This window comes from Klebsiella sp. GW_Kp181, assembly GCF_040062315.1.
Lineage (GTDB): Bacteria > Pseudomonadota > Gammaproteobacteria > Enterobacterales > Enterobacteriaceae > Klebsiella > Klebsiella oxytoca.
The window spans coordinates 154,374-175,066 of the sequence record NZ_JBEAFR010000002.1 but is presented as its reverse complement, the minus strand read 5'-3'; the positions used below and the strand labels follow the sequence as shown (position 1 = coordinate 175,066).

Below are 20,693 nucleotides of genomic sequence, written 5' to 3'. Positions count from 1 at the left end.
CCACTCAGACCGGTTTTACGCCGGCGGCCAGCAGGGCCTGTTCAAATTTGTCGAAGAAAATTTCCAGCTCAGCGTTGCTGATCAGCAGGGACGGCAGCAGACGCAGCACGCAGCCGTGGCGACCGCCGCGCTCGAGGATCACGCCCGCTTCGAAGCATTTCTTCTGCAGCAGGGCGGAGAGTTCGCCGTCCGCCGGGTAGCAGCCCATGTGATCCGGCGCTTCGTTCGGTTTAACGATCTCAATACCGATCATCAGGCCCAGACCGCGAACGTGGCCAATCACCGGATAGCGTTTCTGCATCTCGGCCAGCTTGCCCTTCAGCCATTCGCCCTGAGCGGCGGTTTTATCCGCAATGTTATTGTCCTTCAGGTGGCGCAGGGTGGTCAGGCCGGTCGCCATCGCCAGCTGGTTGCCGCGGAAGGTGCCGGTGTGGTGACCCGGTTCCCAGGCGTCGAACTGCTTTTTGATACCGAGAACGGCCAGCGGCAGACCGCCGCCGACGGCTTTCGACATCACGATAATGTCCGGCTCGATGCCCGCGTGTTCGAAGGCGAAGAATTTACCGGTACGTGCAAAGCCAGCCTGAACTTCATCGACGATCAGCAGAATGCCGTGTTCCTGAGTCACTTTACGGATGCGCTGCAGCCACTCGACCGGAGCCGGGTTCACGCCGCCTTCACCCTGAACGGCTTCAAGGATCACCGCCGCCGGTTTACGCACGCCGCTTTCAACGTCGTTGATCAGGTTTTCGAAGTAGTAGGTCAGCGCTTTTACGCCGGCTTCACCGCCGATACCCAGCGGGCAGCGGTACTGGTGCGGGTAAGGCATAAACTGCACTTCCGGCATCATGCCGTTAACCGCCGCTTTGGGCGACAGGTTACCGGTGACGGACAGCGCGCCGTGGGTCATCCCGTGGTAGCCGCCGGAGAAGCTGATCACGGAAGTACGGCCGGTGTATTTTTTCGCCAGCTTCAGCGCCGCTTCTACGGCGTCAGCGCCGGAGGGACCGGTGAACTGCAGGCAGTATTCTTTACCTTCGCCCGGCAGCAGGGAAAGCAGGTATTCAGAGAAGCGATCTTTTAACGGAGTGGTGAGATCGAGAGTATGTAACGGCAAGCCGCTGGTAATGACACTTTGGATGCTCTGCAGCACATCAGGGTGGTTGTGACCGAGAGCCAGAGTACCTGCGCCGGCAAGGCAGTCGAGATACTGTTTGTTATCCGCATCGGTCAGCCAGACGCCTTCCGCTTTAGTAATCGCAAGGGGCAGCTTGCGCGGGTAGCTCCTGACATTCGATTCGAATTCAGCCTGACGGGCCAAAAAGGTATCGTTGTTTGCATCTAATAAATCTGCGCCTAAAGTATCAATACGGACTTTATCCGTCATCATATCACTCCCACAACCAGCGTTACGGTTGAGCGCTGGTTGAATAAAATGGTGTAAGAAAATGAATCGCCATGCATTAAAGCGGGCACAATATATGGCTTTTTAGAACCGCGTTCAACGTTTTATTGATTAAGCTATATTTACGTTATTTTTACACTGCAAAATTAACGCATAAAGCATTGATAAAAAAGAAGTGTTTTAAAGGATGAAAGACCTTTAAAATTGTAATTATTAGTGAGGGATTCTCGCAATTTTTATTACTGCCGCCTGGCTATTGCTGGCGAAAGATTTCCGCCAGCAATGGTATGACTTAGTGCAGTTCAACCGCATAATTCGTTAAAGGTGTGACTTTTTTCACCAACTTGTTGTTATATAAAAACTGTTCATAAGCTTCATAACGAGGTTTATCCAGCGCTGCCGGATCGCTGGCAAACAGAGGAAGAGTTTTCAGCCAGGCCTGCTTGTTCAGCTCCGTGTTAAGTTCCGGATGCGCGGCGGCAAACGCCTGCCAGGTTTCCTGCGGATGAGCGCGAAGGTAAGCAACGCCTTTTTGCAGCGCTTTCAGGAACGTCCTGATTTTCGGTGCGTTGACGTCGTCCCGGTTGGCGACAATCACCAGCTCATCGTAGGCCGGGACGCCGTAATCCTCGACGTTCATCACCTGCGGATCTTTCCCCTGAAGCTGCAGTTCCAGCGCTTCGATATTACGATAGCCGCCAATCACCGCATCGACCTGTCCGGCCAGCAGGGCGCTGGTCAGCTGAAAGTTAACATTGATGAGCTTGATGCTTTTGGGATCGATTTTCGCGTGCTGTGCCATAGTGGCCAGCGTCGCCTGTTCGATTCCGCTTACCGAATACCCCACTTTTTTGCCCTGCAGATCGGCGGGAGATTTGATGCTTTTATCCAGCGCGATCACCGTGTTCAGCGGCGAATTAATCAGCGTGCCGACGCGGACCAGCGGCAGACCTTCATCGGCAAAAAAATGCACCTGCGGCTGGTAGGTAATCGCCAGGTCCGCCTGGCGGGCGGCGACTAATCGCGGCGGCAGCGCCGGGTCGGACGGTGGCACAATTTTAACGTCCAGCCCCGCCTCTTTAAAGGCGCCAATCTGTTCAGCCACCACGATCGGCGCGTGGTCGGGATTGATATACCAGTCCAGCACCAGGGTGAGTTTTTCATTGGCCAGCGCCTGCCCGCTGAACAGCGCGGCAAGCGTGATACCGGCATAAACACGTTTACGCATGGTTAGTCCTTTTATTTAAGAGCGTCATTCCGGCGTCCAGTTAATCAGCCGGTGTAAAAAAGCATCCACCGCCAGCCACAGCAGGACGGTCAGTAGCACCAGAATAAACAGGGCTGCAAAGCAGATATCGGTTTGTAGACGGGCATTGGCGTTAAGCATGACGTAGCCCAGTCCTTCGGCTGAACCGACCCATTCGCCGATAATCGCCCCGATGGGCGCGACGGCGGCCGCCATCCGCAGACCGGAACCGAGGGCCGGAAGGGCAGCCATCATGCGGATGTGGCGCAGCTGCGCGCCAAAAGAGGCGCCCATGGTGCGCGCGAGGTCAAGATAGTCCTGGTTAACCCGGCGCAGGCCGTCAAAAAACGCCGAGGTGACGGGAAAGAAGATCACCAGCACCGCCATCATAACCTTGGCGCTCATCCCGAAGCCGAACCACAGCACCAGCAGCGGGGCAAGGGCAAAGACCGGGATCGCCTGGCTGGTCAGCACCAACGGCATCAGCCAACGCTGAAGGCGCGGCGAAACAATCATGCACAGCGCCAGTATCACGCCGAGCAGAACGCCGAGCGCGAGACCGCTGAGGATCTCGCTTAATGTGATCAGCGTGTGCCCACCGAGGTAGGCGCGGTTGACCCACAGGGCGCTTGCCACCGCCGAAGGTGAAGGCAGCAGAAAGGCGGGAATGCCGCTGCGGGTCACCAGCCACCAAATCAGGAGCAGGCCGCAGAACACCACGGCGGCGCGAAACAGTTTTGCGCTCATTCGTTAGCCCTTATCAGCTGTTGCAGCAACTCCGCCTGACCGGCTAATAGCGCCGGATCGTCCGGCGCGCGCGGCGGTATGCCGGACAAGCGATGCGTGTCGTCAATCCCGCCGGGGGCCGGGGAAAGGACGAGCAGACGGTGGCTCAGACGGCAGGCTTCCATCGGATCGTGGGTGATCAGTACAACGGTCCGGTTCACCAATAGCCGGGCGGCCAGGGACTGAATACGCGTGCGGGTAATCGTGTCGAGCGCGGAAAAGGGCTCGTCCATCAGCACGATGGGCCGGTCTTCGTAGAGCGTACGCGCCAGCGCCGCACGCTGTCGCATGCCGCCGGAGAGAGCGGCAGGGCGGTCATCGGCGCAGTGTTCAAGCCCAACCTGCTGTAGCAGCGTGGTGACGCGCAGGTGATCGATGCGCTCCCCGCGCAGGCGCGCCCCCAGCGAGACGTTGTCGCGCACGCTTAGCCACGGGTAAAGCAGATCTTTTTGCCCCATCCACGCCAGGCGTCCGGCAATCGGCAGGCCATCGCTGGCGCGAACTTCGCCCCCAGAGGCTTTCGCCAGCCCGGAGATGATGCGCAGGAGGCTGGTTTTACCGGCGCCGCTGGCCCCCAGCAGCGAGCTCCACTGGCCGCCGGGAATAGAAAACGTCAAATTGTCGAAGATCGGTCGCAAACCAAAGCGCAGGCTCAGTCCGCGTACTTCGATGCCGGGAGCCATCACGCCTGGCGCTCCGCGAGGACGTTAAGGCCCATTTGCCAGAAGTTAGCCTCCAGGCGCGTAGCGGTCGTGAAAATGGCGCTGAGTTCGGCAAAACGCGCTTCGCCGCCGCGCTGCTGCCAGAGGGTTTCCAGCAGGTTTAAGGCTGCATTGACGCCGTTAAGGTAGCCCTCATCACCGTAGTTGCGGATCCACGAGGCATACGGGTTGGCAGTCAGCCGGGTCGCCGGGTCGTGCAGCAGACCGAGGCCGATTTCCGCATAGCCGGCCACGCAGGGCATCAGCGCCGCCAGTAGATCCAGCGCATCGCCGGCGTGGCCAATGTCCAGTACGTAGCGGGTATAATTTACCGTTTCAGCGGCTTCCTCTTCAGCCGCCATCGTCGCTTCATCCAGCCCCCATCCCGTACAGTAGCCGACGTGCAGCGGCAGTTCGTCGAGAATGGCGTTCATGGACGCGGCGGCAACGCGCATTTCCGCGAGGGTACGCAGCTTGCTCACCAGCAGCGCGTAGCTGCGGGCAAAGTGGATCAGGAACAGGTAGTCCTGCGTCAGATAGCGACGAAAAGCGGGTTCGGGAAGGGTGCCGTCGGCAAGCTGGCGCAGGAAGGGATGGGCGACGTAGCGCTGCCAGTCAGCACCGGCCTGCAGGCGCAGACGACCATAAATACCCTGAGTAAATGCGGGAAGAATCACAGGACCTCCTGATAATAGGGAGATCCGGGCGTGCTGAATGAAGTGTGAACAGGCAATGGCGCAAAACTGGCGGAAATGCCGACCCGTCCCTTCGCTGGCATGACCCAGATCAGGTTCAAAGGGTTCGGCTTACGCCATCTCAGCCCTCACGGGACACCCCTCGGTTTGGCACCTGTTATACGACATTCGCTTTTTGATTACAATGCTGTGAACTTGCCGAAAATTGGTGACACTGTCACGTTAAGACACTGCGATAAATGGCCGTTGTGCGTCATTTTGGCCCGGTGGCGGCTGGCGTCTTGCCGGGCGCAGAACGGCCCGATTCTCTTTGGCCGGGCAAGGCGTCAGCCGCCCCCCCGGCAAATATTATTTATGGATTAATGGAAATCGACCCAGCGGGCGCCACTGTCTGCTGAACGTACGCAGTTCTCAACCCAATGCACGCCGAGCGCACCGGCTTTGGCATCCGGGTACCAGAAGTTTTCCAGCAAAGCTGCGTCGCAACGATCGGTAGCATCCATGGCGATGGCGAAGCGGCGGTACAAATTCGACCAGGCCTCAAACAGCCCTTCGGGATGGCCACCGCCGATCCGGTCATCGTGCAGAGCCAGCGGGTCCAGATAGGGCATACCGCGTTCGAGAATGCGCACCGGCTCGCCCTGAATCTCATAGCGCAGCTGATTCGGCTGTTCATCCCACCACTCAAGGCTGGCTTTTTCTCCGACGATACGGACTTTCTGCCCGTGCATTGAGCCGCTGTTGACCGCCGAGCACCACATCGAACCCACGGCGCCGTTGTCGTACTCCATCAGCACATGCGCGTTATCCTCCAGCGGCGCGCGGCTTTTGACAAAGCTCTGGCGGGAGCACATCAGGCGAGTGATATTGAGCTTCGGCGCCATGGTCTCCGCCAGAAACAGCGGGTGAGTGGCGAGATCGCCCAGAACGTAGCTGGGGCCAACAAACTTCGGGTCCACTCGCCAGCGGGTACTGGGGTTTTCCTGCTCCACAGGCTGGTTATGAAAACCGTGGGCGAACTGCATATTGATAATGCGGATCTCGCCCAGCAGCCCCTGCTCAATCATCTGCCGCGCCTGCAGAATCAGCTGATGACCGGCGTAGCCGTAAGTCACGCCGACGATTTTGCGCTGTTTTTCGCTCAGGGCCACCAGCGCATCGGCCTCTTCGCCGGTAAAACAGAGCGGTTTTTCGCAGACCACATGCAATCCGGCCTCCAGCGCTGCGCGGCAAATGGCGTAGTGGGTATTGTTCGGCGTAGCGATGGAAACGGCTTCAATACCGTCCTCCCGCGCGGCCTCTTCGCGAAACAGCGTTTCGTAGTCGGGGTAACAGCGCCCGGCCTCCACGCCCAGCTGCTGGCCAAACTCACGCCCGCGCTGAGCGTCAATATCGAAGGCCCCTGCCAGCAGGGTAAACGTGCCGTCGCGCAGCGCCGCGGAGCGGTGAATATAACCAATCTGGCTGCTTCCGCCGCCGCCCACCATACCCCAGCGTAACGACCGGCCAACAGGTTTAATACCGTTAATCATGTTTCATCTCCCGATTAAAAACCAACCGAATGCAGGTAGCGCAGGCTTTCCGTGACCGCCTTAAGGCTGCCCTCGACGTTGCGCGGGTCGCGCTCTTGCTCAATGGTGATCCAGCCTTGATAGCCGCGTTTGTCGAGAAAGGCGCGCACCGCCGGATAATCAATGGCGCCGCTGCCGAGCGGACACATCACGCCCTCCGCGCAGGCAGAGAAGAAGTCGATACCGCGGGAAATTACGCTCCTGAATACCTGCGGATCGACATCTTTAAAGTGCAGGTAGTCAAGGCGTTCAAAATGGCGATCCAGCCAGCTGATGGGGTCCATACCCGAATAGAAGAGATGGCCGGTGTCGAGACACAATCCGGCAACATCATGGGGGATTTGCGCCGCGAGCAGGTCGATTTCGTCGGCAAACTCGATGCAGCCGCCGGCGTGAGGATGGATAACCGGACGAACGCCGTACTCCTGCCACGCCAGTTGGCTGATGGTAATAATATGGCCGATCATCCGCTGCCAGTCGGCGGGAGAGAGGCGGGGCGCCAGTTCGCTGTGTCCGGCGTATTTCGCCCGCAGCGGATTGCCAAAATCAATAATCACCAGATAAGGCGGCTGGAAGAGGTTGCCCGGCGTCTTTTCCGCCGATGGAACCTGCGACAGGTTGCGGCAAATGTTATGCGTCAGTGCGACAATGTTCGCAAAGTTCTCTTCGCTGACCAGATCGTCAAAGATCGTTCCGGCCACCAGCGACAGCCCCTGCTTATTCAGCGCGGCGCTGAGTTCATCGGCTCGGGTCGGCAGATAGCTCCACGGCCCCAGTTCAATACTTTTATAACCGGCCGTCGCCGCCTCTTCCAGCACCTTGGTCCACGGCGGCAGGTAAGGATTTTTGGGATCATCGACGCCCCAGCTGCACGGCGCGTTGGCAATATGTATGGTCATGATGGCTTCCTTTTCAGATGAGGAGAAAACATGACCAGTATTGAATGAAAATTTCATCTTCAACAATCATGAAATTTAAATTCTTTGATGGAATTCAAGGTTTATTTTGATGTCTTAATTGATAGTTTTTTATCAAATGTAGCGCTGAAGCGGAGCGCGGAGAATATACCCGCGCTTTCGCCGATCAGAGGTTTTCTTTGGTGAGTAAATCAAAAGGCTGCAGGGCGTTAATAAACGTCGCCTGCGGCTGGTGAGCGCACTGGACAAAGGCATCGACGGTCGCTGAGGCGAATTCGGCAAGCCGATGAGCCAGCATGAGATCGATTGTCCCGTCGATTAGCGCCAGCTCGCCGTGGTCTACCGGGCCATGACAAATCAGCGTGACCTGATGCTGACGCTGATGCGCATGCAGCGCGGCGATAATCCCTTCCACGCCGCCGCAGGGCGCGTAGATGGCCTCCAGATCGGGATAACGCTGCAGCATCTCCTCCGTCACCCGGCGGGCGATATCGGCGCGTTCGTGGCTGCGTACAGGCTCCAGCACCCGGTCGCCTTTGCCATGTTCGCGCAGGTAGGAACGGAAACTTATCTCGCAGCTTTCCTGACAAATAAATCGGTTATCGCCGACGATAATGCCGATTTCGCCGCTTCCATGACACAGCCTGTCCACCGCCCAACCGGCGGTGCGGCCCGCTTTCTGATTATCCAGCCCAATGTAGCCGGTGCGTTGCGGGATGCTCATATCGGAGAGCAGGGTAAAGACGCGCACGCCTTTATCAACGGCCTGAGCAACGGCATGGCGGATAAGCGGATTATCCAGCGCCACAATACCGATTGCGTCAACCTCTTCGCTGAGGCGGGCGATTGCGGCAACCATGTCGTCAATGGCGTTAATGTCATAATGCAGAAACACCGGCGCCTGTGCCGGACTATGCCAGGGCAATGCCGCCTGCTCAAGCGCCTGCGCCAGCTGATGGTAAAACGAGTGCGACTCCTGCAGCAGGATGAACCCCATTCTCAGCGGGATCGCCGACTGACCGGCTGCCAGCCGATACTGCGATTGTTCGAGCGCAAAGCCTAAGCGCCTGGCGGACTCAAGCACTTTACGTTCGGTGCTCTCTTTCACGGGAGTTCGTTTATTCAACACTCTGTCCACCGTCGCGATACCGACTCTGGCGTCTCTGGCTATATCCTTCATGGTGACTTTTTTCGCTGACATTGTTCTCTTCCTGTGAGGTGATTGATAAAAATCTATCATTATTGTGGCGGATAAAAAGCGAAGCCACTCAGGGTTTATGCAAATCAGCAAAATGACCCGCTTCATTGAGCTGGTATTCAGGCGCCAGGGTCTACACTAAGTGCATCCCCATTATGGAACAGGATGTCATGACTTATTCCCTCTCAAAAAAATTCCTTACCGCCACCTCTGCGCTGCTATTGCTTTCCATGAGCGCTGTTCCGGCTAGCGCCGCTACCGACAGCACCGATGCCGTCTCTCCGCTCAGCGCGGAGAACGGGTTAAGCGAAGCGGCTAAGCAATATTTTCTGCGTTATCCTTCCCACAGCGGCGTGAACGGTAAAACCGCGCGCGAAGATACCGCGGCGGTCTTTATTCCCTTTGGCGCCACGCCGGAAGGGGGATGGCCGGTGGTGGTCTGGGCTCACGGTACCGTTGGCGTGGCGAATCACTGCGCGCCGTCGTTAAACCCGCGCAGCGATCGCGATAAGCAGTATCTGAACACCTGGCTGTCGCTGGGCTATGCGGTAGTCGCGCCGGATTATGCCGGTCTGGGCTCGTCCGGGCTGCACCACTATCTGAACGCCCGCGGCGAAGCGTGGAGCGTACTTGACAGCGTTCGCGCCGCCCTGAAACAGTTTCCGCTCAAAAATGAACTTATTCTGGTAGGACAGTCGCAGGGGGCGCATGCCGCCTTCGCCAGCGCCGGCTATCAGCCGCAATATGCACCCGAGCTTAATATTCGCGCAACGGTGCTGACCGGTACGCCTTATTTTGAAAAAGGGACCACCGCAGCCGACATTCTTCCGCCGGCAGGCGGCAAAGCGCCGAGCGGCGGCGATCCGAAAATTCCGTATATTTTCTATATTTATCTTTCAGCTGCCGACAGCAACCCGCAGCTCAATCCCGCCGACTATTTCCAGGACAAAGCGCTACCGCTGCTGAAAGAGGCGAACCATTTATGCATTACACCGCTCAACGATGAGGTGATGAAGGCCGGTCTCAATGCGGCGAATGCCCTCAAACCGGGAGTGGATTCGCTGTTAAACGCCAGCGTAGAAACCATGCTCTACCCGACGCTAAAAATCGATCATCCGGTATTTATCGGTATAGGCAGCGTCGATATCAACGTTCCGACGGCGATGCAAAAACGCTTTGCGGATGCGGTTAAAAGCGCAGGAACCCGGGCGGACGTGCATATTTATGAGGGGCTGGATCATAGCGGAACGGTTAACCCGTCATTGCGCGACTCGGTGCCGTTTTTGATTAAGACGCTCAACGATAAGCGGTAATGGTGAGGGTCGATGAGCCGCCCTGAGCGATGGGGCGGTTCAGCGCAGGTATGACGTCGATTACCAGTATTTGGGGATCAGATAGCCATACATAACGACCGCGACAACAATCATCAGCGTAATAATTGCCCAGTCTGCTTTTAATGATTTTACTGCCTTCATAAGTTCCTCTTTTTTCTATGAATCACCGGGTAACGTTACCGCCGCCGCCCGCACCGAAAGGTGATGAAGATCACACAATAACATTTGTCGTACAAATAAAGTGTGTCGATTTTTAAATATTGTTAGCAATATTTTGTCCGCTCATTCGTCTACCTCTGCACAGGTTACTATTCACAAGCGTTATGAGGTAAACAAAGCATGAGAGATTTCGACAGGCGCGAGCAGCGCCATCAGCACCGTTTTGGTGACCACAGAATGGCAAAACCGCTTCTCATCGGCGCGGCATTAATCATCGTTCTCGGGCTGCTGGTCATGTCGCTATGGAATGCGCTACTGCCCGCTATCCTTGGGGTAAAGAGCATCGGCTTCTGGCAGGCGTTAGGTCTTCTGGCGCTGTCGCGGATCCTGTTTGGCGGTCTCGGTTTTCGCCCGGGAATGTTCGGTATGGGACAGGCGCGGCGTCGAATGCATGAACGCTGGATGAAGATGAGTCCCGAGCAGCGCGATGAGTTTGTACAGCGCTTTGGTCATCGCGGGCATCGTGGCCACTGCGGCTGGCGCGATCGTCGTAGCGAAAATGCGCCGCAGCAGGAGCCTGCGGTGAAAAATACGGATCCCGAGTGAGCGCAATGAAAAACGGCATCGCGACGCCATCGCGGCTGATTTCCGCTCTCGACGCCTGCCGGACGAAGCTGAAGGCGTTTATTCGCGCCCGGATCCCGCAAAGGGATGAGGCGGACGATATCCTGCAGGAAGTGACTTATCAGCTGATCCGCGTCGAGCAACCGGTGGAGAATATTGCCGCCTGGCTGTTCCGGGCCGCGCGAAACGAGATGACCGACAGGGCGAGAAAAAAGCGTGAGCTGCCGCTGGCAGGCGATTTCAGCGAGGAAGAAGAGGGTGGCTTTCCCGAGGATGAGCTGGCCGAGACGCTGTTTGGCGTTGCGCAAACGCCGGAGGAGGCGTATCTGAAAACGCTGCTCTGGGAGGCAGTAAACCAGGCGCTCGCGGAACTGCCGCCCGCCCAGCGCGAAGCATTCGAGAAAACCGAACTGCAGGGCTACAGCTATCGGGAGCTGGCCGAAGAGACCGGCGCAAGCGAGCAGGCGCTGCTGTCGCGTAAGCATAAAGCGGTACTTTACCTGCGAACCCGCTTGCGCGCGCTGTATGACGATCTGCTCGCCGATTAGTCTTTCTTCGGCCTCTGGCGCGGGGCCGAAGACCTGGTCTTTATCCGCTTAGCAGAATAAGGGCGGCGACAGGCCTGAAAGTGGCTGCGTAAACCTGGATTATGGCCCGTAGCCCCAGGCCTTGAGAAAGACGGTAATCGCGCATTCCGCGAGCTGTTCCAGCTTCTCCGGCTCCACCGCTTTTTGCGCAATTAAGGCCCCCGGCAGCGGATAGCCCATAATCGCGCCGAGAAACGCCGTTGCTTCGAGCTCCGGATCGCTGATGGTCAGCAAACCTTCGTTTTTTTTCTGCGCCAGTATCTCGCTCAGTGCCTGCAAAACGCGCCCTGAGGGGCGCTGTTCGAGCGTGACGTAGAGTTCGGGCTTTTGCACCAGCACCTGGATCAGCAGGCGTTGAAAGTGAATATTCTCCGGCGCATAAAAGTGCGCTTGCACCACTTTCGCAAACCCGCGCAGCAGCGCGGGAAAATCCTGCTGACGCTCCTGCAAAAGCTGGCGCAGAGGCGGCTGCATGGTGTCATTGAGAAACGCAAATGTCTCCAGCAGCAGCGCGTCTTTACCGCCGGGGAAATGACTGTAGAGCGTCGGCCGCGAGGTTCCCGCTTCGGCGGCAATCGTATCCAGCGACACATCAAGCCCGTGCCTGAGAAACAGCTCGCGGGCGGTTTGTAAAATGCGTGGGCGGGCTTTCATTGGCCGCCCGCGTTGATTTCCCATCAATTGAGTCCTTACCGTTTGCGCCCTTTAAGGCGCATCATTCCTTGCTGTACCAGCAGGAAAAAGAGTGGAACGAAGAGCAAGGTCAGCAGCGTCCCGGTGAGCATACCGCCGATCACCGCGGTGCCAATCTCCCGTTGGCTGGAAGCGCCGGCACCGGTAGAGAGTACCAGAGGGATAACGCCGACAACAAATGCAAGTGAGGTCATAATGATGGGGCGTAAGCGCAGACGAGCGCCCTCCAGCGCCGCGTCGGATAAGGTTTTTCCTTGCTGAAACTGCGCCAGCGCGAATTCAACGATCAGAATCGCATTTTTGGCGGAAAGCCCCATGGTCGTCAGCATACCGACCTGGAAGTAGATATCGTTTTCATATCCGGCGAGCAGCGACGCGCTTACGGCCCCCAGAATCCCCAACGGCACGATCAGCAGTACGGCGACCGGAATCGACCAGCTTTCATACAAGGCGGCCAGACACAAAAACATAAAGGCCAGCGACGCCAGATATACCCATAGCGTTTGCACTGAAGAGGCCTGCTCCTGCCAGGACAAACCGCTCCATTGCAGATCAAACCCGCTCAGCGTGCCCACCAGTTCGGCCATTTCCGCCATCGCCGAACCGGAGCTGACGCCCGATGCCGCATTGCCCTGGAACTGCACGGCTGACAGTCCGTTAAAACGCTGAAGCATCTGCGGCCCGGTGGTCCAGCGCCAGGATGAGAAGCTGTCGAAGGAGGCCATGTTGTTGCTGTCGCCGCGGACAAACCAGGCGGATAAGTTTTCCGGCGTCGAACGCCAGGCTGCGTCTCCCTGCATGTACACGCGCTTGACGCGCCCGCGATCGATAAAGTCGTTAATGTACACGCCGCCCCAGGCCGCAGAGAGAGTGCTGTTTATCGCGGCCTGATCCAACCCCTGGGCCTGCGCTTTCTGTCTGTCAACATCGACCTGCAGCTGCGCCTTCTCCTCCAGGCTGTTAATGCGCACCGCATCCAGTTCTGGCTGTTGTCTGGCGGCAGCGAGCAGGGTGTTTTGCGCCTCGATGAGCGACGGGCTGCCGTTTTGCGCGCTATCCTGTAGCCAGAGTTCAAAGCCGCTCGACTGCCCGAGCCCGCGCACGGTGGGTGGCGACATCACGCTGATGCTGGCCAGCCGGGAGGTTTTAACAAAGTACTGGTTCGCCCGGGCAATGATCGCCTGAGCGCTGTTCTGTTCTCCGGGACGCGCATCCCAGTGCTTGAGTTCGGCGAAGGCCATGCCGACGTTCTGCCCGCTGCCGGCGTTATTTCTGCCGGTAACCATAAAGATGACGTTGAGGTTATTCTCTTCCTCGCTCATGAAAAAGCGGCTAATTTCCGCGCCGACCTCTTCGGTCATCGACATCGGCGAGCCGGAGGGAAGCGTAAACTGAACCATCACCGCGCCCTGATCCTCTTCCGGAAGAAAGCCGCCAGCCAGTTTCTGATACTGCCAGAGCATCAAAAACGTCAGCGCCAGGGCCAGCAATACAAAGCGGAAGGGGCGGACCGCTATCCGCCGGAGAATCGCCAGGTAACGATTCTGAGTGGCGGCGACGCCGCGGTTGAAACCGGAGAAGAACGGCCCTTTTTTAAGATGGCCGGGTTTGAGCAGATGGGCGCACAGCGTCGGCGTCAGGGTCAGTGCGACCAGCGCGGAAAGCACCATCGCCGAAACGATAGTCACGCTGAACTGCCGGTAGATAATCCCCACCGAGCCGCCGAAAAACGCCATCGGGATAAAAACCGCCGAGAGTACCAGCGCGATGCCAATCAGCGCGCCGGTTATCTCATTCATTGAGCGCAGCGTGGCTTCAAGCGGGGTAAGATCCTCTTCCACCATCAGGCGTTCAACGTTCTCCACCACCACGATAGCGTCATCAACCAGCAGACCGATTGCCAGCACCATCGCGAAGAGGGTGAGCGTATTGATGCTGTAGCCCAGCAGGCTAAGGATGCCGAAGGTACCGAGCAGGACGACCGGCACCGTGAGGGTCGGGATCAGCGTTGCCCGCCAGCTCTGGAGAAAGAGATACATGACCGCCACCACAAAAAGAATCGCCTCAATCAGCGTGCGCACTACGCTTTCGATAGAGACCGTCACGAACGGCGTGCTGTCGCGCGGATAAGCGGCGACAACGCCCTGCGGAAAGCGGGGCGTCAGGCGTTCGACTTCTGTCCGGATCTTCTCCGCCGTCTCCAGCGCGTTGGCCCCGGAGGCCAGCTGAATTGAGATTCCGGCTGAGGGGAAACCGTTGAGCGTGGTTTGGTTTTGATAGTTTTCCGCGCCGATCTCCACCCGGGCGACATCGCGCAGATAGACCACCGAGCCGTCGCTGTTGGTGCGCAGAATAATGTTTTCAAACTGTTCGGGATGCTCAAGGCGGGACTGCGCGGTGACCGTCGCGTTCAGATACTGCCCCTCCAGCGTAGGCAGTGAACCAATTTCGCCGCTGGTGACCTGAGAATTCTGCGCCTCGACGGCGGCCTGCACATCGGAGGGCATCAAACCGTAGCTGGTCAGCTGCAGCGGATTGAGCCAGATGCGCATCGCGTACTGGGCGCCGAAAACGGTCGTTTCCCCCACGCCTTCCACCCGGCTCAGCGGCTCCTGCAGGGAGCTAACGAGAAAGTCGCTGATATCAAGGCTGGTTAGCGTTCGAGTTTGATCGTACAGGGCCACCACCATCAGGCTGTCACCCTGTGACTTGGTTACCGTAAGGCCTTGCTGCTGCACCTCTTGAGGCAAACGCGTAATGGCCTGATTAACGGCATTTTGTACCTGCACCTGCGCCATATCGGGATCAATGCGTTGATCGAAACTGAGACTAATACGCGCCTGGCCTGCTGAACTGCTGCTGGAGGAAAAATAGAGCAGGCCGTCGATGCCTTTAATCTGCTGCTCCAGCACCTGGGTCACGCTGTCTTCAACGGTTTCAGCCGAGGCGCCGGGGTAGTTGGCGGTGACGTTGACGCCGGGAGGAGCAATATCCGGATATTGTTCAACGGGCAGGGTCAGCAGGGCGAAAGCGCCGGTCGCCATAATACAGATGGCGATGACGGCGGCAAAAACCGGGCGAAACACAAAAAAGCGAGCCAGCATCGTTATGCACCTACGGTCAGTTGAGGGATTCTTGAAGCGCAAACACGGCCAGCGGTTCGCTTAGCCCGGAAGATGGGGGAAATACCGGCGTGGGTGGAGCCGGTAGCGCCGCATCCAGCGCCCTCGACAGAAAAAAGCGGCTGATTTCAGAACATGCAGTCGTACGCTGGTATTCACCCCATAGAAAGTCATAGGTCTGAATGCTGAAAATATTCTGCTGCAGTAAAAAATGCAGATAGCGTTGGCGCTGCTCCGCCTGCTGGCTAACGAGCAGGGCGTGACATAGCCTGGCCTGAGCCGGCTCATCTACACGTGAACATGCCGCCTGAATCTGCTGATCCTGCGTAGCCAGACTCAGCAATGCGGCCTTCGCTACGCAGGAAAGAAATGATAATCCAATGAAACAAAACAGCTTTGCCCATCTTCCTTCGTTGAACATCCGCCTAACCCCGTCAGTTTATTTACTTTACAGTAAAGTAAATAAACTATTTAAACAAGTACCCATCTGTACGAGGCGAAAATGGGTAAAGCGGCGGGAATGATGAGCAGAGGAGCTCTGCTCAGGCTCAGAACATGCCGTTGCCGCTGGCGGTTTTCTGCGGAACGTTCTGGGTCACGTCCCAGTGCTCAACGATTTTATGCTGTTCATCAACGCGGAAGATATCGATAATCGCCCGCGTCACTCCCGGCTCGCGACCGGTTACCTCCACGTGGAGGATCACATGATCGCCGTCGACAAAGGCCTGCTTGATAACGCTGCGCGAGTCGGGATATTTACTCTTCAGGAAGGCGATAAACTGCTGAAAGCCTTCAACGCCGTCTTTCGCCATCGGGTTATGCTGTATGTAGCGGTCTCCGAGATAGGGCCTGGCGGCGGCAAAGTCCTTGTCATTTAACGCTTTGTTATAAAAATCAATGACGTTCTTCTTATTCAGCTGTTCGCTTTCACTGTTGCCCGCAAAAACAGCGGGCGACAGGGCGCAAAACAGGGAAAAGGCGATGAGCGATTTTTTCAACATACATCCTCCGGCGGTGATTGTAGTAACAGGCATCTGGCCTGTCAGGGGGAATCAGCCTCCCCAGCGGCCTTTGAGGTAGTTAACGGCCTGCTGGGTCTGCGGCTGATTAAGGTAATTCTCTCTGAACAGAATAGTGCCCTGAATTTGCGGCATGGATTCATTCAGATCAAGCTGCTTTTTCAGCTCCGGCACGCCGCCGCTAATCATCCAGTCAGGCTCGCTCTTTGACGGTTCGCCAACTTTGTACAGCGCCACGCCAATATAAAGCCGGGTGTGGGTAGGCTTCACCACCTCAGCCCACCACTTTGCCAGCACATCGTAGCGCGCGGCGTCGCGGGCGAAGGGCCAGTAAATTTGCGGCGCGATATAGTCCAGCCATCCCTGCTGAACCCACAGGCGGGTATCCGCGTAAGACTCATCGTAGGCCGCCGCGCCGCGGGTATCGGACCCGGACGGATCGTGAGAGCGATTGCGCCAGACGCCCGCCGGGCTGACGCCAAATTCTACGGCGGGGTTCAGCTGCTTGATAGTGCGGGAAACCTGCTCAATCAGCAGCTGGGTATTGTGCCGCCGCCAGTCCGCTTTGGCAGCAAAGCCCTGGCCATACTGCTGGAACGTCCGATTGTCGTTCAGCTTCGACCCCGGCGTTTCGGTATAGAAGTAATCATCGAACTGGACGCCGTCTACCGGATAGCGCTCTACGACCTCTGCCACGATGCTGGTGATCCAGTCGCGCACTTCCGGGATCCCCGGGTCGAGAACGAAACGGTCTCCGGAGGTACGGATCCAATCCGGATGCAGGACATAGACGCTGGCGGGAAACTGCGAAAGGGTACCGTTAAGCTCGGTGACGGTTTTGGGGCGAGTATTGACCGAGACGCGATAGGGGTTGAACCATGCATGAACGCGCATGCCGCGCTTATGGGCTTCATCCAGCATAAACTTTAACGGATCGTAGCCCGGGTCCTCGCCGATTTTACCGGTCAGCATATCGGACCACGGCAGGATCTTCGACGGCCAGAGCGCGGTGCCATCAGGTTTCACCTGGAAAAAAACGGTATTGATACCGAGGCTTTTTAAATTATCCAGCTTGGCAATCAGCGCCTGCTGCTGCAGGGCGATGCGGCGATCGGCGGTAATGCCGCCGTTCACGGATTCCAGCGGCGGCCAGTCGAGGCGCGAGACGGTTGTCAGCCAGACGCCGCGCACCGGCTCGTGGCTTTTGGGTAACGTCGGCTGCTTTGTTGCGGGCGGCAGCGGCGTGACAAGAGAAACGGGCGGTTTACTGCCGCAGTGCGACAGCAGCAGCGCTGCAGCGATAGCTACGGCGGATGCTTTTACTTTTTTCAGGATGCTATTACGGGAGTGAATCGTCATATTTGCCAGCATTTCTGGTCAGCGCACAAAGAAGTCATTTTCGTATTATTCTACTTTAAGTCAATAATTTAGCCATAGACAGCGCCGCTTTTGCCTCAGCAAATTTCGCAGCCAGTCGTCTGCGCCATCACGCAACGGCTGGCCATGATATATCATTGATATGCATTAAAACTTGATCGGTTCAGGGCGAGTTTAAAAAGGATTTGTTAAAATCTGGCCAAACAATTGACCGCCGGCCCCCGATGGCGAGTCTAACTGGATTAGCATAATGAACTACTCATCGTCACGCCATCGTCTGTGGATAATCCTATTTCTCATGGCATTAATCAGTCTTGGCACCGGTCTTTGCTACTGGCAGATGCAAAAAAAGGTGGATAAGGATATCCAGTCGCGGCTGCAGCAGGCGATAGCCAGCCTTGATGTGACCGTTTCCCACGCCGAACAGGCCGCCGACCTGGCGGAACCTTTTATGGGAAAAAATTGCAATGAGAACGTCCTGACGGAGCTGCGCACGCTGGTGGCGACCATTCCCGACGTGCGCTCGGTAAATTTAGGGCGGGATAACGAGATCTACTGCACTTCAGTTTTTGGCGGACGCAAATTTCAGTTTGATAGAACTCAATATACCCAAGGATCGTTGCAGTTATTCCAGGGGAACGATATTACGCCGTCTCATCCGTTAATGGTGTATAGCGAACAGGACGACCGGGGGAATACCACGCTGATAGGTATTGATGGCTATTATTTATACAATATTTTATCCGTTCTGGATGGCGATGCTCATCTGTATCTTCAGGTTGGTAATCGGGTAATGAACCGCAAAGGGGAAGTCACCACGACGCCGAAGATCAAAATTCCCGTGCGTCTGACCTCTGAGCAATTTAATTATTCGGTCATTGCCGATCGCGGCTTTGCCTCCGGCGCAGTCGCATTTATCCGCTATGAACAGCATACCCTCATCGCCATTCTTCTCGCCTCCTTGCTGCTCGCCTTTTTGTTCAGAAACTATCTCCGCTATCGGCAGACGATTGAGTACCAGCTGAGGAAGGCGATCGAGCTGAAGCAGCTCAAACCGTATATTCAGCCGATAATTAACGATGAGGACGGCGCCATTATCGGCGGCGAGGTGCTGGTACGCTGGGAACATCCCAAACAGGGATTTATTGCGCCGGATAAATTTATCTCCGTTGCGGAACAGACCGGTTTGATTAAAGACGTGACGGCGATTTGCTTTGCGGAAGTAAGCCGACAGCTCCGTCGCCAGCAGTCCCTGCTCCCTAAAGGACTCTTTATTTGCTTTAACACCAGCTCGGTTAACTTTCAGGATGACGAAATAGTCCAACTCTGCCAGACGTTTATCCAGGAGCTGAAAGAGGCGGAAGTTCGGCTCGTCCTTGAGATAACCGAGCGGGAGTCGATTGAAAATACGCTGCAAACCTCGGAGGTGACGGATAAGCTGCGGCGCATCGGGATTCAGTTTTCGCTGGATGATTTCGGTACCGGTTACGCAAACTACAGCTACATCCAGCAGTTTAATCCTGAGATTATAAAAATCGATAAGGTGTTTACCTTCAATATCGTCACCAATAATGCTTCCGCGCTGGTGGTCAAGAATATGGTGAATCTGGCGAAGAAGTTTAACTGTCAGATTATCGCCGAAGGCGTGGAGGATAAGGAGCAGCTTACAATGCTCAGGAATATGGGCATCGCTATTTACCAAGGCTACTACTTCTCACAACCGGTGCCGGTTGGCGAGTTTATCAAAATGCTGCCACGTTCATTTCGCTAGTCAGTAAAGGGCTGGTTTGTTCGATCACAAACAGGAAATTAAAAGGTGATCGACTCGGCAAAACCGAATCGTAATTTCCTGTTTCACCTGAAAATTTGTCATCATTGAGGAACAACTCAACAACACGGAGGTTGTCTTGTTCGAATCTCACCTGAATATTTTTATCCGCGCGGTTTTCGTTGAAAATATGGCGCTCAATTTTTTCCTTGGCATGTGTACTTTTCTCGCTATTTCCAAAAAGATCGATGTCGCATTTCGGCTCGGGATCACCGTGACGGCGCTGCTAGCCATTGCGACGCCCATTAACAACCTGATTTATCATCACCTACTGAAAGAAAATGCTCTGATTGAAGGCGTGGATCTCAGTTTTCTCGATTTCATCACGTTTATCGGCGTCCTTGCGGCGCTGGTGCAGATCCTGGAGATGGTGATCGACAAATATTTCCATGCGTTAAACCATGCTTTAGGGCCGTTTCTGCCGCTGTTGACCATCCACTGCGCCATTTTTGGCGCGACCATATTTATGGTGCAGCGTGAATACAGCTTCCTTGAGTCGCTGACTTATGGCACCGGATGCGGTATTGGCTGGACGCTGGCGATTGTGGCGCTGGCTGGCATTCGCGAAAAGCTGAAATATGCCAATATGCCGAAAGGGTTACGCGGATTAGGCAGCGTGTTCATTACCGCTGGACTCATGTCGCTGGGCTTTATGTCGTTCGCCGGTATTTCCCTGTAAACAGAAGTCGGGAACCATGAGAGAGAGCGTCTGGCCTGAAGTCGTTTTATCGAATTTCTGCCGTACACCTTTGGGCGCGCACGGCAGAAGAGGGCGCTGGCGGGCGATGAGCGCGCGTCGCGGGTTCATCGCACCGGGCTTGCTGGCGGATTTCAGGGGTAGTTGAAAGCCTCTGGATGGTTTTCCAGGCTGCCGCTCAGGGCTGCAAAGAGTACCGTTTTCCCATCGATGGATAATGGATCGCTAACGTTAAGCCAGGTCAGCTTTTCCTGGGATGTCTTGTCGTCAACGGTGGAAAAAACTCCGGACATTTGTCTGGATTTTTCCGACCACAGCACCGCGAGCCGCTCCGCAGCGCAATCGTGAGGTTTGCAGACGCTGAGCACCTGATAAACATCCTCGCCAAGCTTTACCGTACGCGCGGGCGTGGTCGTGCCGCCTGAACTGACCCAACCGGGCAGGTGATGTCCTTTGAGCATCTGATTGAACGCGGCGGGCTCCTTTTTGGCGAGGCTGTTCAGCGTAATATCGTCCTGTGCCATAGCGTTTGCTGACGTCGCCAGAATAGCCAGCGCGGTTAACATTTTAAGCATAATAATACTCCTGTGATCTTTCCGATTCCGTTTAACGCCTGTTAATCATGGCTCTGGTTGGCGGTGAATGCAAATTTGCTCAGCTGGCTTCTCTATATTCCGCAAATGGTCGGAAAGTGGTGATTTCATTTCTTATGGTTTTGTAAAAAAGAATGTCAC

Annotated in this window: 20 protein-coding genes and 1 riboswitch; of the genes, 5 read left to right on the top strand and 15 right to left on the bottom strand. The window is 56.3% G+C overall.

Translation table 11 applies throughout. The features are described 5' to 3' along the window. Window positions 1-4 precede the first annotated feature (4 nt). The 8 genes from ABLV11_RS02395 to ABLV11_RS02360 form a co-directional block, all read right to left on the bottom strand. On the bottom strand, window positions 5-1,390 hold the full coding sequence (locus tag ABLV11_RS02395) for a diaminobutyrate--2-oxoglutarate transaminase (RefSeq protein WP_017145898.1): 1,386 nt from the start codon (window positions 1,388-1,390) through the stop codon (window positions 5-7). 307 nt (window positions 1,391-1,697) lie between these two features. Further along, window positions 1,698-2,633 carry an ABC transporter substrate-binding protein gene (locus ABLV11_RS02390; protein WP_032728245.1) on the bottom strand — a complete coding sequence of 312 codons (936 nt, stop codon included), beginning with the start codon at window positions 2,631-2,633 and terminating at the stop codon, window positions 1,698-1,700. Window positions 2,634-2,657: 24 nt separating this feature from the next. Further along, window positions 2,658-3,398, bottom strand: a complete 741-nt coding sequence (locus tag ABLV11_RS02385) for an ABC transporter permease (protein WP_032728247.1) — start codon at window positions 3,396-3,398, stop codon at window positions 2,658-2,660. Further along, a complete protein-coding gene (locus ABLV11_RS02380) occupies window positions 3,395-4,123 on the bottom strand; it encodes an ABC transporter ATP-binding protein (protein ID WP_032726092.1) in 729 nt (242 codons plus the stop codon). Before ABLV11_RS02380 ends, ABLV11_RS02385 begins: the two co-directional genes overlap by 4 nt. After that, window positions 4,120-4,815 (bottom strand): TenA family protein, encoded by a 696-nt coding sequence (locus ABLV11_RS02375; RefSeq protein WP_004102013.1) that lies wholly within the window; start codon window positions 4,813-4,815, stop codon window positions 4,120-4,122. The genes ABLV11_RS02380 and ABLV11_RS02375 overlap by 4 nt, the downstream gene beginning before the upstream one ends. Before the next feature lie 69 nt (window positions 4,816-4,884). Continuing rightward, window positions 4,885-4,986, bottom strand: a riboswitch (TPP riboswitch). A 206-nt stretch (window positions 4,987-5,192) separates the two neighbouring features. Then, on the bottom strand, window positions 5,193-6,365 hold the full coding sequence (locus ABLV11_RS02370) for a Gfo/Idh/MocA family oxidoreductase (RefSeq protein ID WP_126489111.1): 1,173 nt from the start codon (window positions 6,363-6,365) through the stop codon (window positions 5,193-5,195). A 14-nt stretch (window positions 6,366-6,379) separates the two neighbouring features. Next, the gene (locus ABLV11_RS02365; RefSeq protein WP_023320944.1) at window positions 6,380-7,303 is read right to left on the bottom strand and encodes a TIM barrel protein; all 924 of its coding nucleotides are present in this window, start codon (window positions 7,301-7,303) and stop codon (window positions 6,380-6,382) included. A 184-nt stretch (window positions 7,304-7,487) separates the two neighbouring features. Beyond that, the gene (locus ABLV11_RS02360) at window positions 7,488-8,522 is read right to left on the bottom strand and encodes a LacI family DNA-binding transcriptional regulator (protein ID WP_016809028.1); all 1,035 of its coding nucleotides are present in this window, start codon (window positions 8,520-8,522) and stop codon (window positions 7,488-7,490) included. A gap of 167 nt (window positions 8,523-8,689) precedes the next feature. On the opposite strand from ABLV11_RS02360, the gene ABLV11_RS02355 reads away from it, so the two are divergent. Next, the gene (locus ABLV11_RS02355; RefSeq protein ID WP_004102018.1) at window positions 8,690-9,832 is read left to right on the top strand and encodes an alpha/beta hydrolase; all 1,143 of its coding nucleotides are present in this window, start codon (window positions 8,690-8,692) and stop codon (window positions 9,830-9,832) included. Window positions 9,833-9,892: 60 nt separating this feature from the next. Here the strand turns inward: ABLV11_RS02355 and ykgR are convergent, their stop codons facing one another. Further along, on the bottom strand, window positions 9,893-9,994 hold the full coding sequence (ykgR, locus tag ABLV11_RS02350) for a small membrane protein YkgR (protein ID WP_004102022.1): 102 nt from the start codon (window positions 9,992-9,994) through the stop codon (window positions 9,893-9,895). Window positions 9,995-10,192: 198 nt separating this feature from the next. Between ykgR and ABLV11_RS02345 the strand changes: the two genes are divergently transcribed. Together ABLV11_RS02345 and ABLV11_RS02340 are read left to right on the top strand one after the other, a co-directional pair. Then, window positions 10,193-10,618 carry a hypothetical protein gene (locus ABLV11_RS02345; RefSeq protein ID WP_024274166.1) on the top strand — a complete coding sequence of 142 codons (426 nt, stop codon included), beginning with the start codon at window positions 10,193-10,195 and terminating at the stop codon, window positions 10,616-10,618. A 5-nt stretch (window positions 10,619-10,623) separates the two neighbouring features. Continuing rightward, complete coding sequence (locus ABLV11_RS02340; RefSeq protein ID WP_004102026.1) at window positions 10,624-11,184, top strand: RNA polymerase sigma factor; 561 nt, start codon at window positions 10,624-10,626, stop codon at window positions 11,182-11,184. Between the two features lie 99 nt (window positions 11,185-11,283). Here ABLV11_RS02340 and ABLV11_RS02335 read toward each other — a convergent pair whose 3' ends face one another. From ABLV11_RS02335 to ABLV11_RS02315, 5 genes are all read right to left on the bottom strand, one after another. After that, the gene (locus tag ABLV11_RS02335; RefSeq protein ID WP_004112966.1) at window positions 11,284-11,901 is read right to left on the bottom strand and encodes a TetR/AcrR family transcriptional regulator; all 618 of its coding nucleotides are present in this window, start codon (window positions 11,899-11,901) and stop codon (window positions 11,284-11,286) included. Window positions 11,902-11,912: 11 nt separating this feature from the next. Continuing rightward, window positions 11,913-15,020, bottom strand: a complete 3,108-nt coding sequence (locus tag ABLV11_RS02330) for a multidrug efflux RND transporter permease subunit (RefSeq protein ID WP_348855149.1) — start codon at window positions 15,018-15,020, stop codon at window positions 11,913-11,915. Between the two features lie 16 nt (window positions 15,021-15,036). Beyond that, window positions 15,037-15,381 carry a hypothetical protein gene (locus ABLV11_RS02325; protein WP_224250500.1) on the bottom strand — a complete coding sequence of 115 codons (345 nt, stop codon included), beginning with the start codon at window positions 15,379-15,381 and terminating at the stop codon, window positions 15,037-15,039. Window positions 15,382-15,586: 205 nt separating this feature from the next. Then, window positions 15,587-16,039 (bottom strand): nuclear transport factor 2 family protein, encoded by a 453-nt coding sequence (locus tag ABLV11_RS02320; protein ID WP_004102035.1) that lies wholly within the window; start codon window positions 16,037-16,039, stop codon window positions 15,587-15,589. Window positions 16,040-16,090: 51 nt separating this feature from the next. Beyond that, window positions 16,091-17,416 (bottom strand): glycoside hydrolase family 10 protein, encoded by a 1,326-nt coding sequence (locus ABLV11_RS02315; RefSeq protein ID WP_070557711.1) that lies wholly within the window; start codon window positions 17,414-17,416, stop codon window positions 16,091-16,093. A gap of 268 nt (window positions 17,417-17,684) precedes the next feature. Here ABLV11_RS02315 and ABLV11_RS02310 point away from each other — a divergent pair, with 268 nt between their 5' ends. Both ABLV11_RS02310 and nqrE read left to right on the top strand, forming a co-directional pair. Beyond that, window positions 17,685-19,205, top strand: a complete 1,521-nt coding sequence (locus ABLV11_RS02310) for a cyclic diguanylate phosphodiesterase (RefSeq protein WP_047719838.1) — start codon at window positions 17,685-17,687, stop codon at window positions 19,203-19,205. Window positions 19,206-19,341: 136 nt separating this feature from the next. Further along, window positions 19,342-19,941: an NADH:ubiquinone reductase (Na(+)-transporting) subunit E gene (gene nqrE, locus ABLV11_RS02305; protein ID WP_004102040.1), complete on the top strand. Its 600-nt coding sequence runs from the start codon at window positions 19,342-19,344 to the stop codon at window positions 19,939-19,941. A gap of 152 nt (window positions 19,942-20,093) precedes the next feature. On the opposite strand, the gene ivy is transcribed toward nqrE, so the two are convergent. Further along, window positions 20,094-20,534, bottom strand: coding sequence for an Ivy family C-type lysozyme inhibitor (gene ivy / locus ABLV11_RS02300; RefSeq protein WP_064395993.1), 441 nt, complete (start codon window positions 20,532-20,534; stop codon window positions 20,094-20,096). Between the last annotated feature and the right edge of the window lie 159 nt (window positions 20,535-20,693).

What these genes read in the sequence shown, in the direction of transcription:
- ivy (WP_064395993.1), bottom strand. Translation starts at nt 20,534, where the DNA reads ATGCTTAAAATGTTAACCGCGCTGGCTATTCTGGCGACGTCAGCAAAC.
- ykgR (WP_004102022.1), bottom strand. Translation starts at nt 9,994, where the DNA reads ATGAAGGCAGTAAAATCATTAAAAGCAGACTGGGCAATTATTACGCTG.
- ABLV11_RS02340 (WP_004102026.1), top strand. Translation starts at nt 10,624, where the DNA reads ATGAAAAACGGCATCGCGACGCCATCGCGGCTGATTTCCGCTCTCGAC.
- ABLV11_RS02320 (WP_004102035.1), bottom strand. Translation starts at nt 16,039, where the DNA reads ATGTTGAAAAAATCGCTCATCGCCTTTTCCCTGTTTTGCGCCCTGTCG.
- ABLV11_RS02345 (WP_024274166.1), top strand. Translation starts at nt 10,193, where the DNA reads ATGAGAGATTTCGACAGGCGCGAGCAGCGCCATCAGCACCGTTTTGGT.
- ABLV11_RS02315 (WP_070557711.1), bottom strand. Translation starts at nt 17,416, where the DNA reads ATGACGATTCACTCCCGTAATAGCATCCTGAAAAAAGTAAAAGCATCC.
- ABLV11_RS02395 (WP_017145898.1), bottom strand. Translation starts at nt 1,390, where the DNA reads ATGATGACGGATAAAGTCCGTATTGATACTTTAGGCGCAGATTTATTA.
- ABLV11_RS02385 (WP_032728247.1), bottom strand. Translation starts at nt 3,398, where the DNA reads ATGAGCGCAAAACTGTTTCGCGCCGCCGTGGTGTTCTGCGGCCTGCTC.
- ABLV11_RS02390 (WP_032728245.1), bottom strand. Translation starts at nt 2,633, where the DNA reads ATGCGTAAACGTGTTTATGCCGGTATCACGCTTGCCGCGCTGTTCAGC.
- ABLV11_RS02370 (WP_126489111.1), bottom strand. Translation starts at nt 6,365, where the DNA reads ATGATTAACGGTATTAAACCTGTTGGCCGGTCGTTACGCTGGGGTATG.
- ABLV11_RS02330 (WP_348855149.1), bottom strand. Translation starts at nt 15,020, where the DNA reads ATGCTGGCTCGCTTTTTTGTGTTTCGCCCGGTTTTTGCCGCCGTCATC.
- ABLV11_RS02335 (WP_004112966.1), bottom strand. Translation starts at nt 11,901, where the DNA reads ATGGGAAATCAACGCGGGCGGCCAATGAAAGCCCGCCCACGCATTTTA.
- ABLV11_RS02310 (WP_047719838.1), top strand. Translation starts at nt 17,685, where the DNA reads ATGAACTACTCATCGTCACGCCATCGTCTGTGGATAATCCTATTTCTC.
- ABLV11_RS02365 (WP_023320944.1), bottom strand. Translation starts at nt 7,303, where the DNA reads ATGACCATACATATTGCCAACGCGCCGTGCAGCTGGGGCGTCGATGAT.
- ABLV11_RS02360 (WP_016809028.1), bottom strand. Translation starts at nt 8,522, where the DNA reads ATGTCAGCGAAAAAAGTCACCATGAAGGATATAGCCAGAGACGCCAGA.
- ABLV11_RS02355 (WP_004102018.1), top strand. Translation starts at nt 8,690, where the DNA reads ATGACTTATTCCCTCTCAAAAAAATTCCTTACCGCCACCTCTGCGCTG.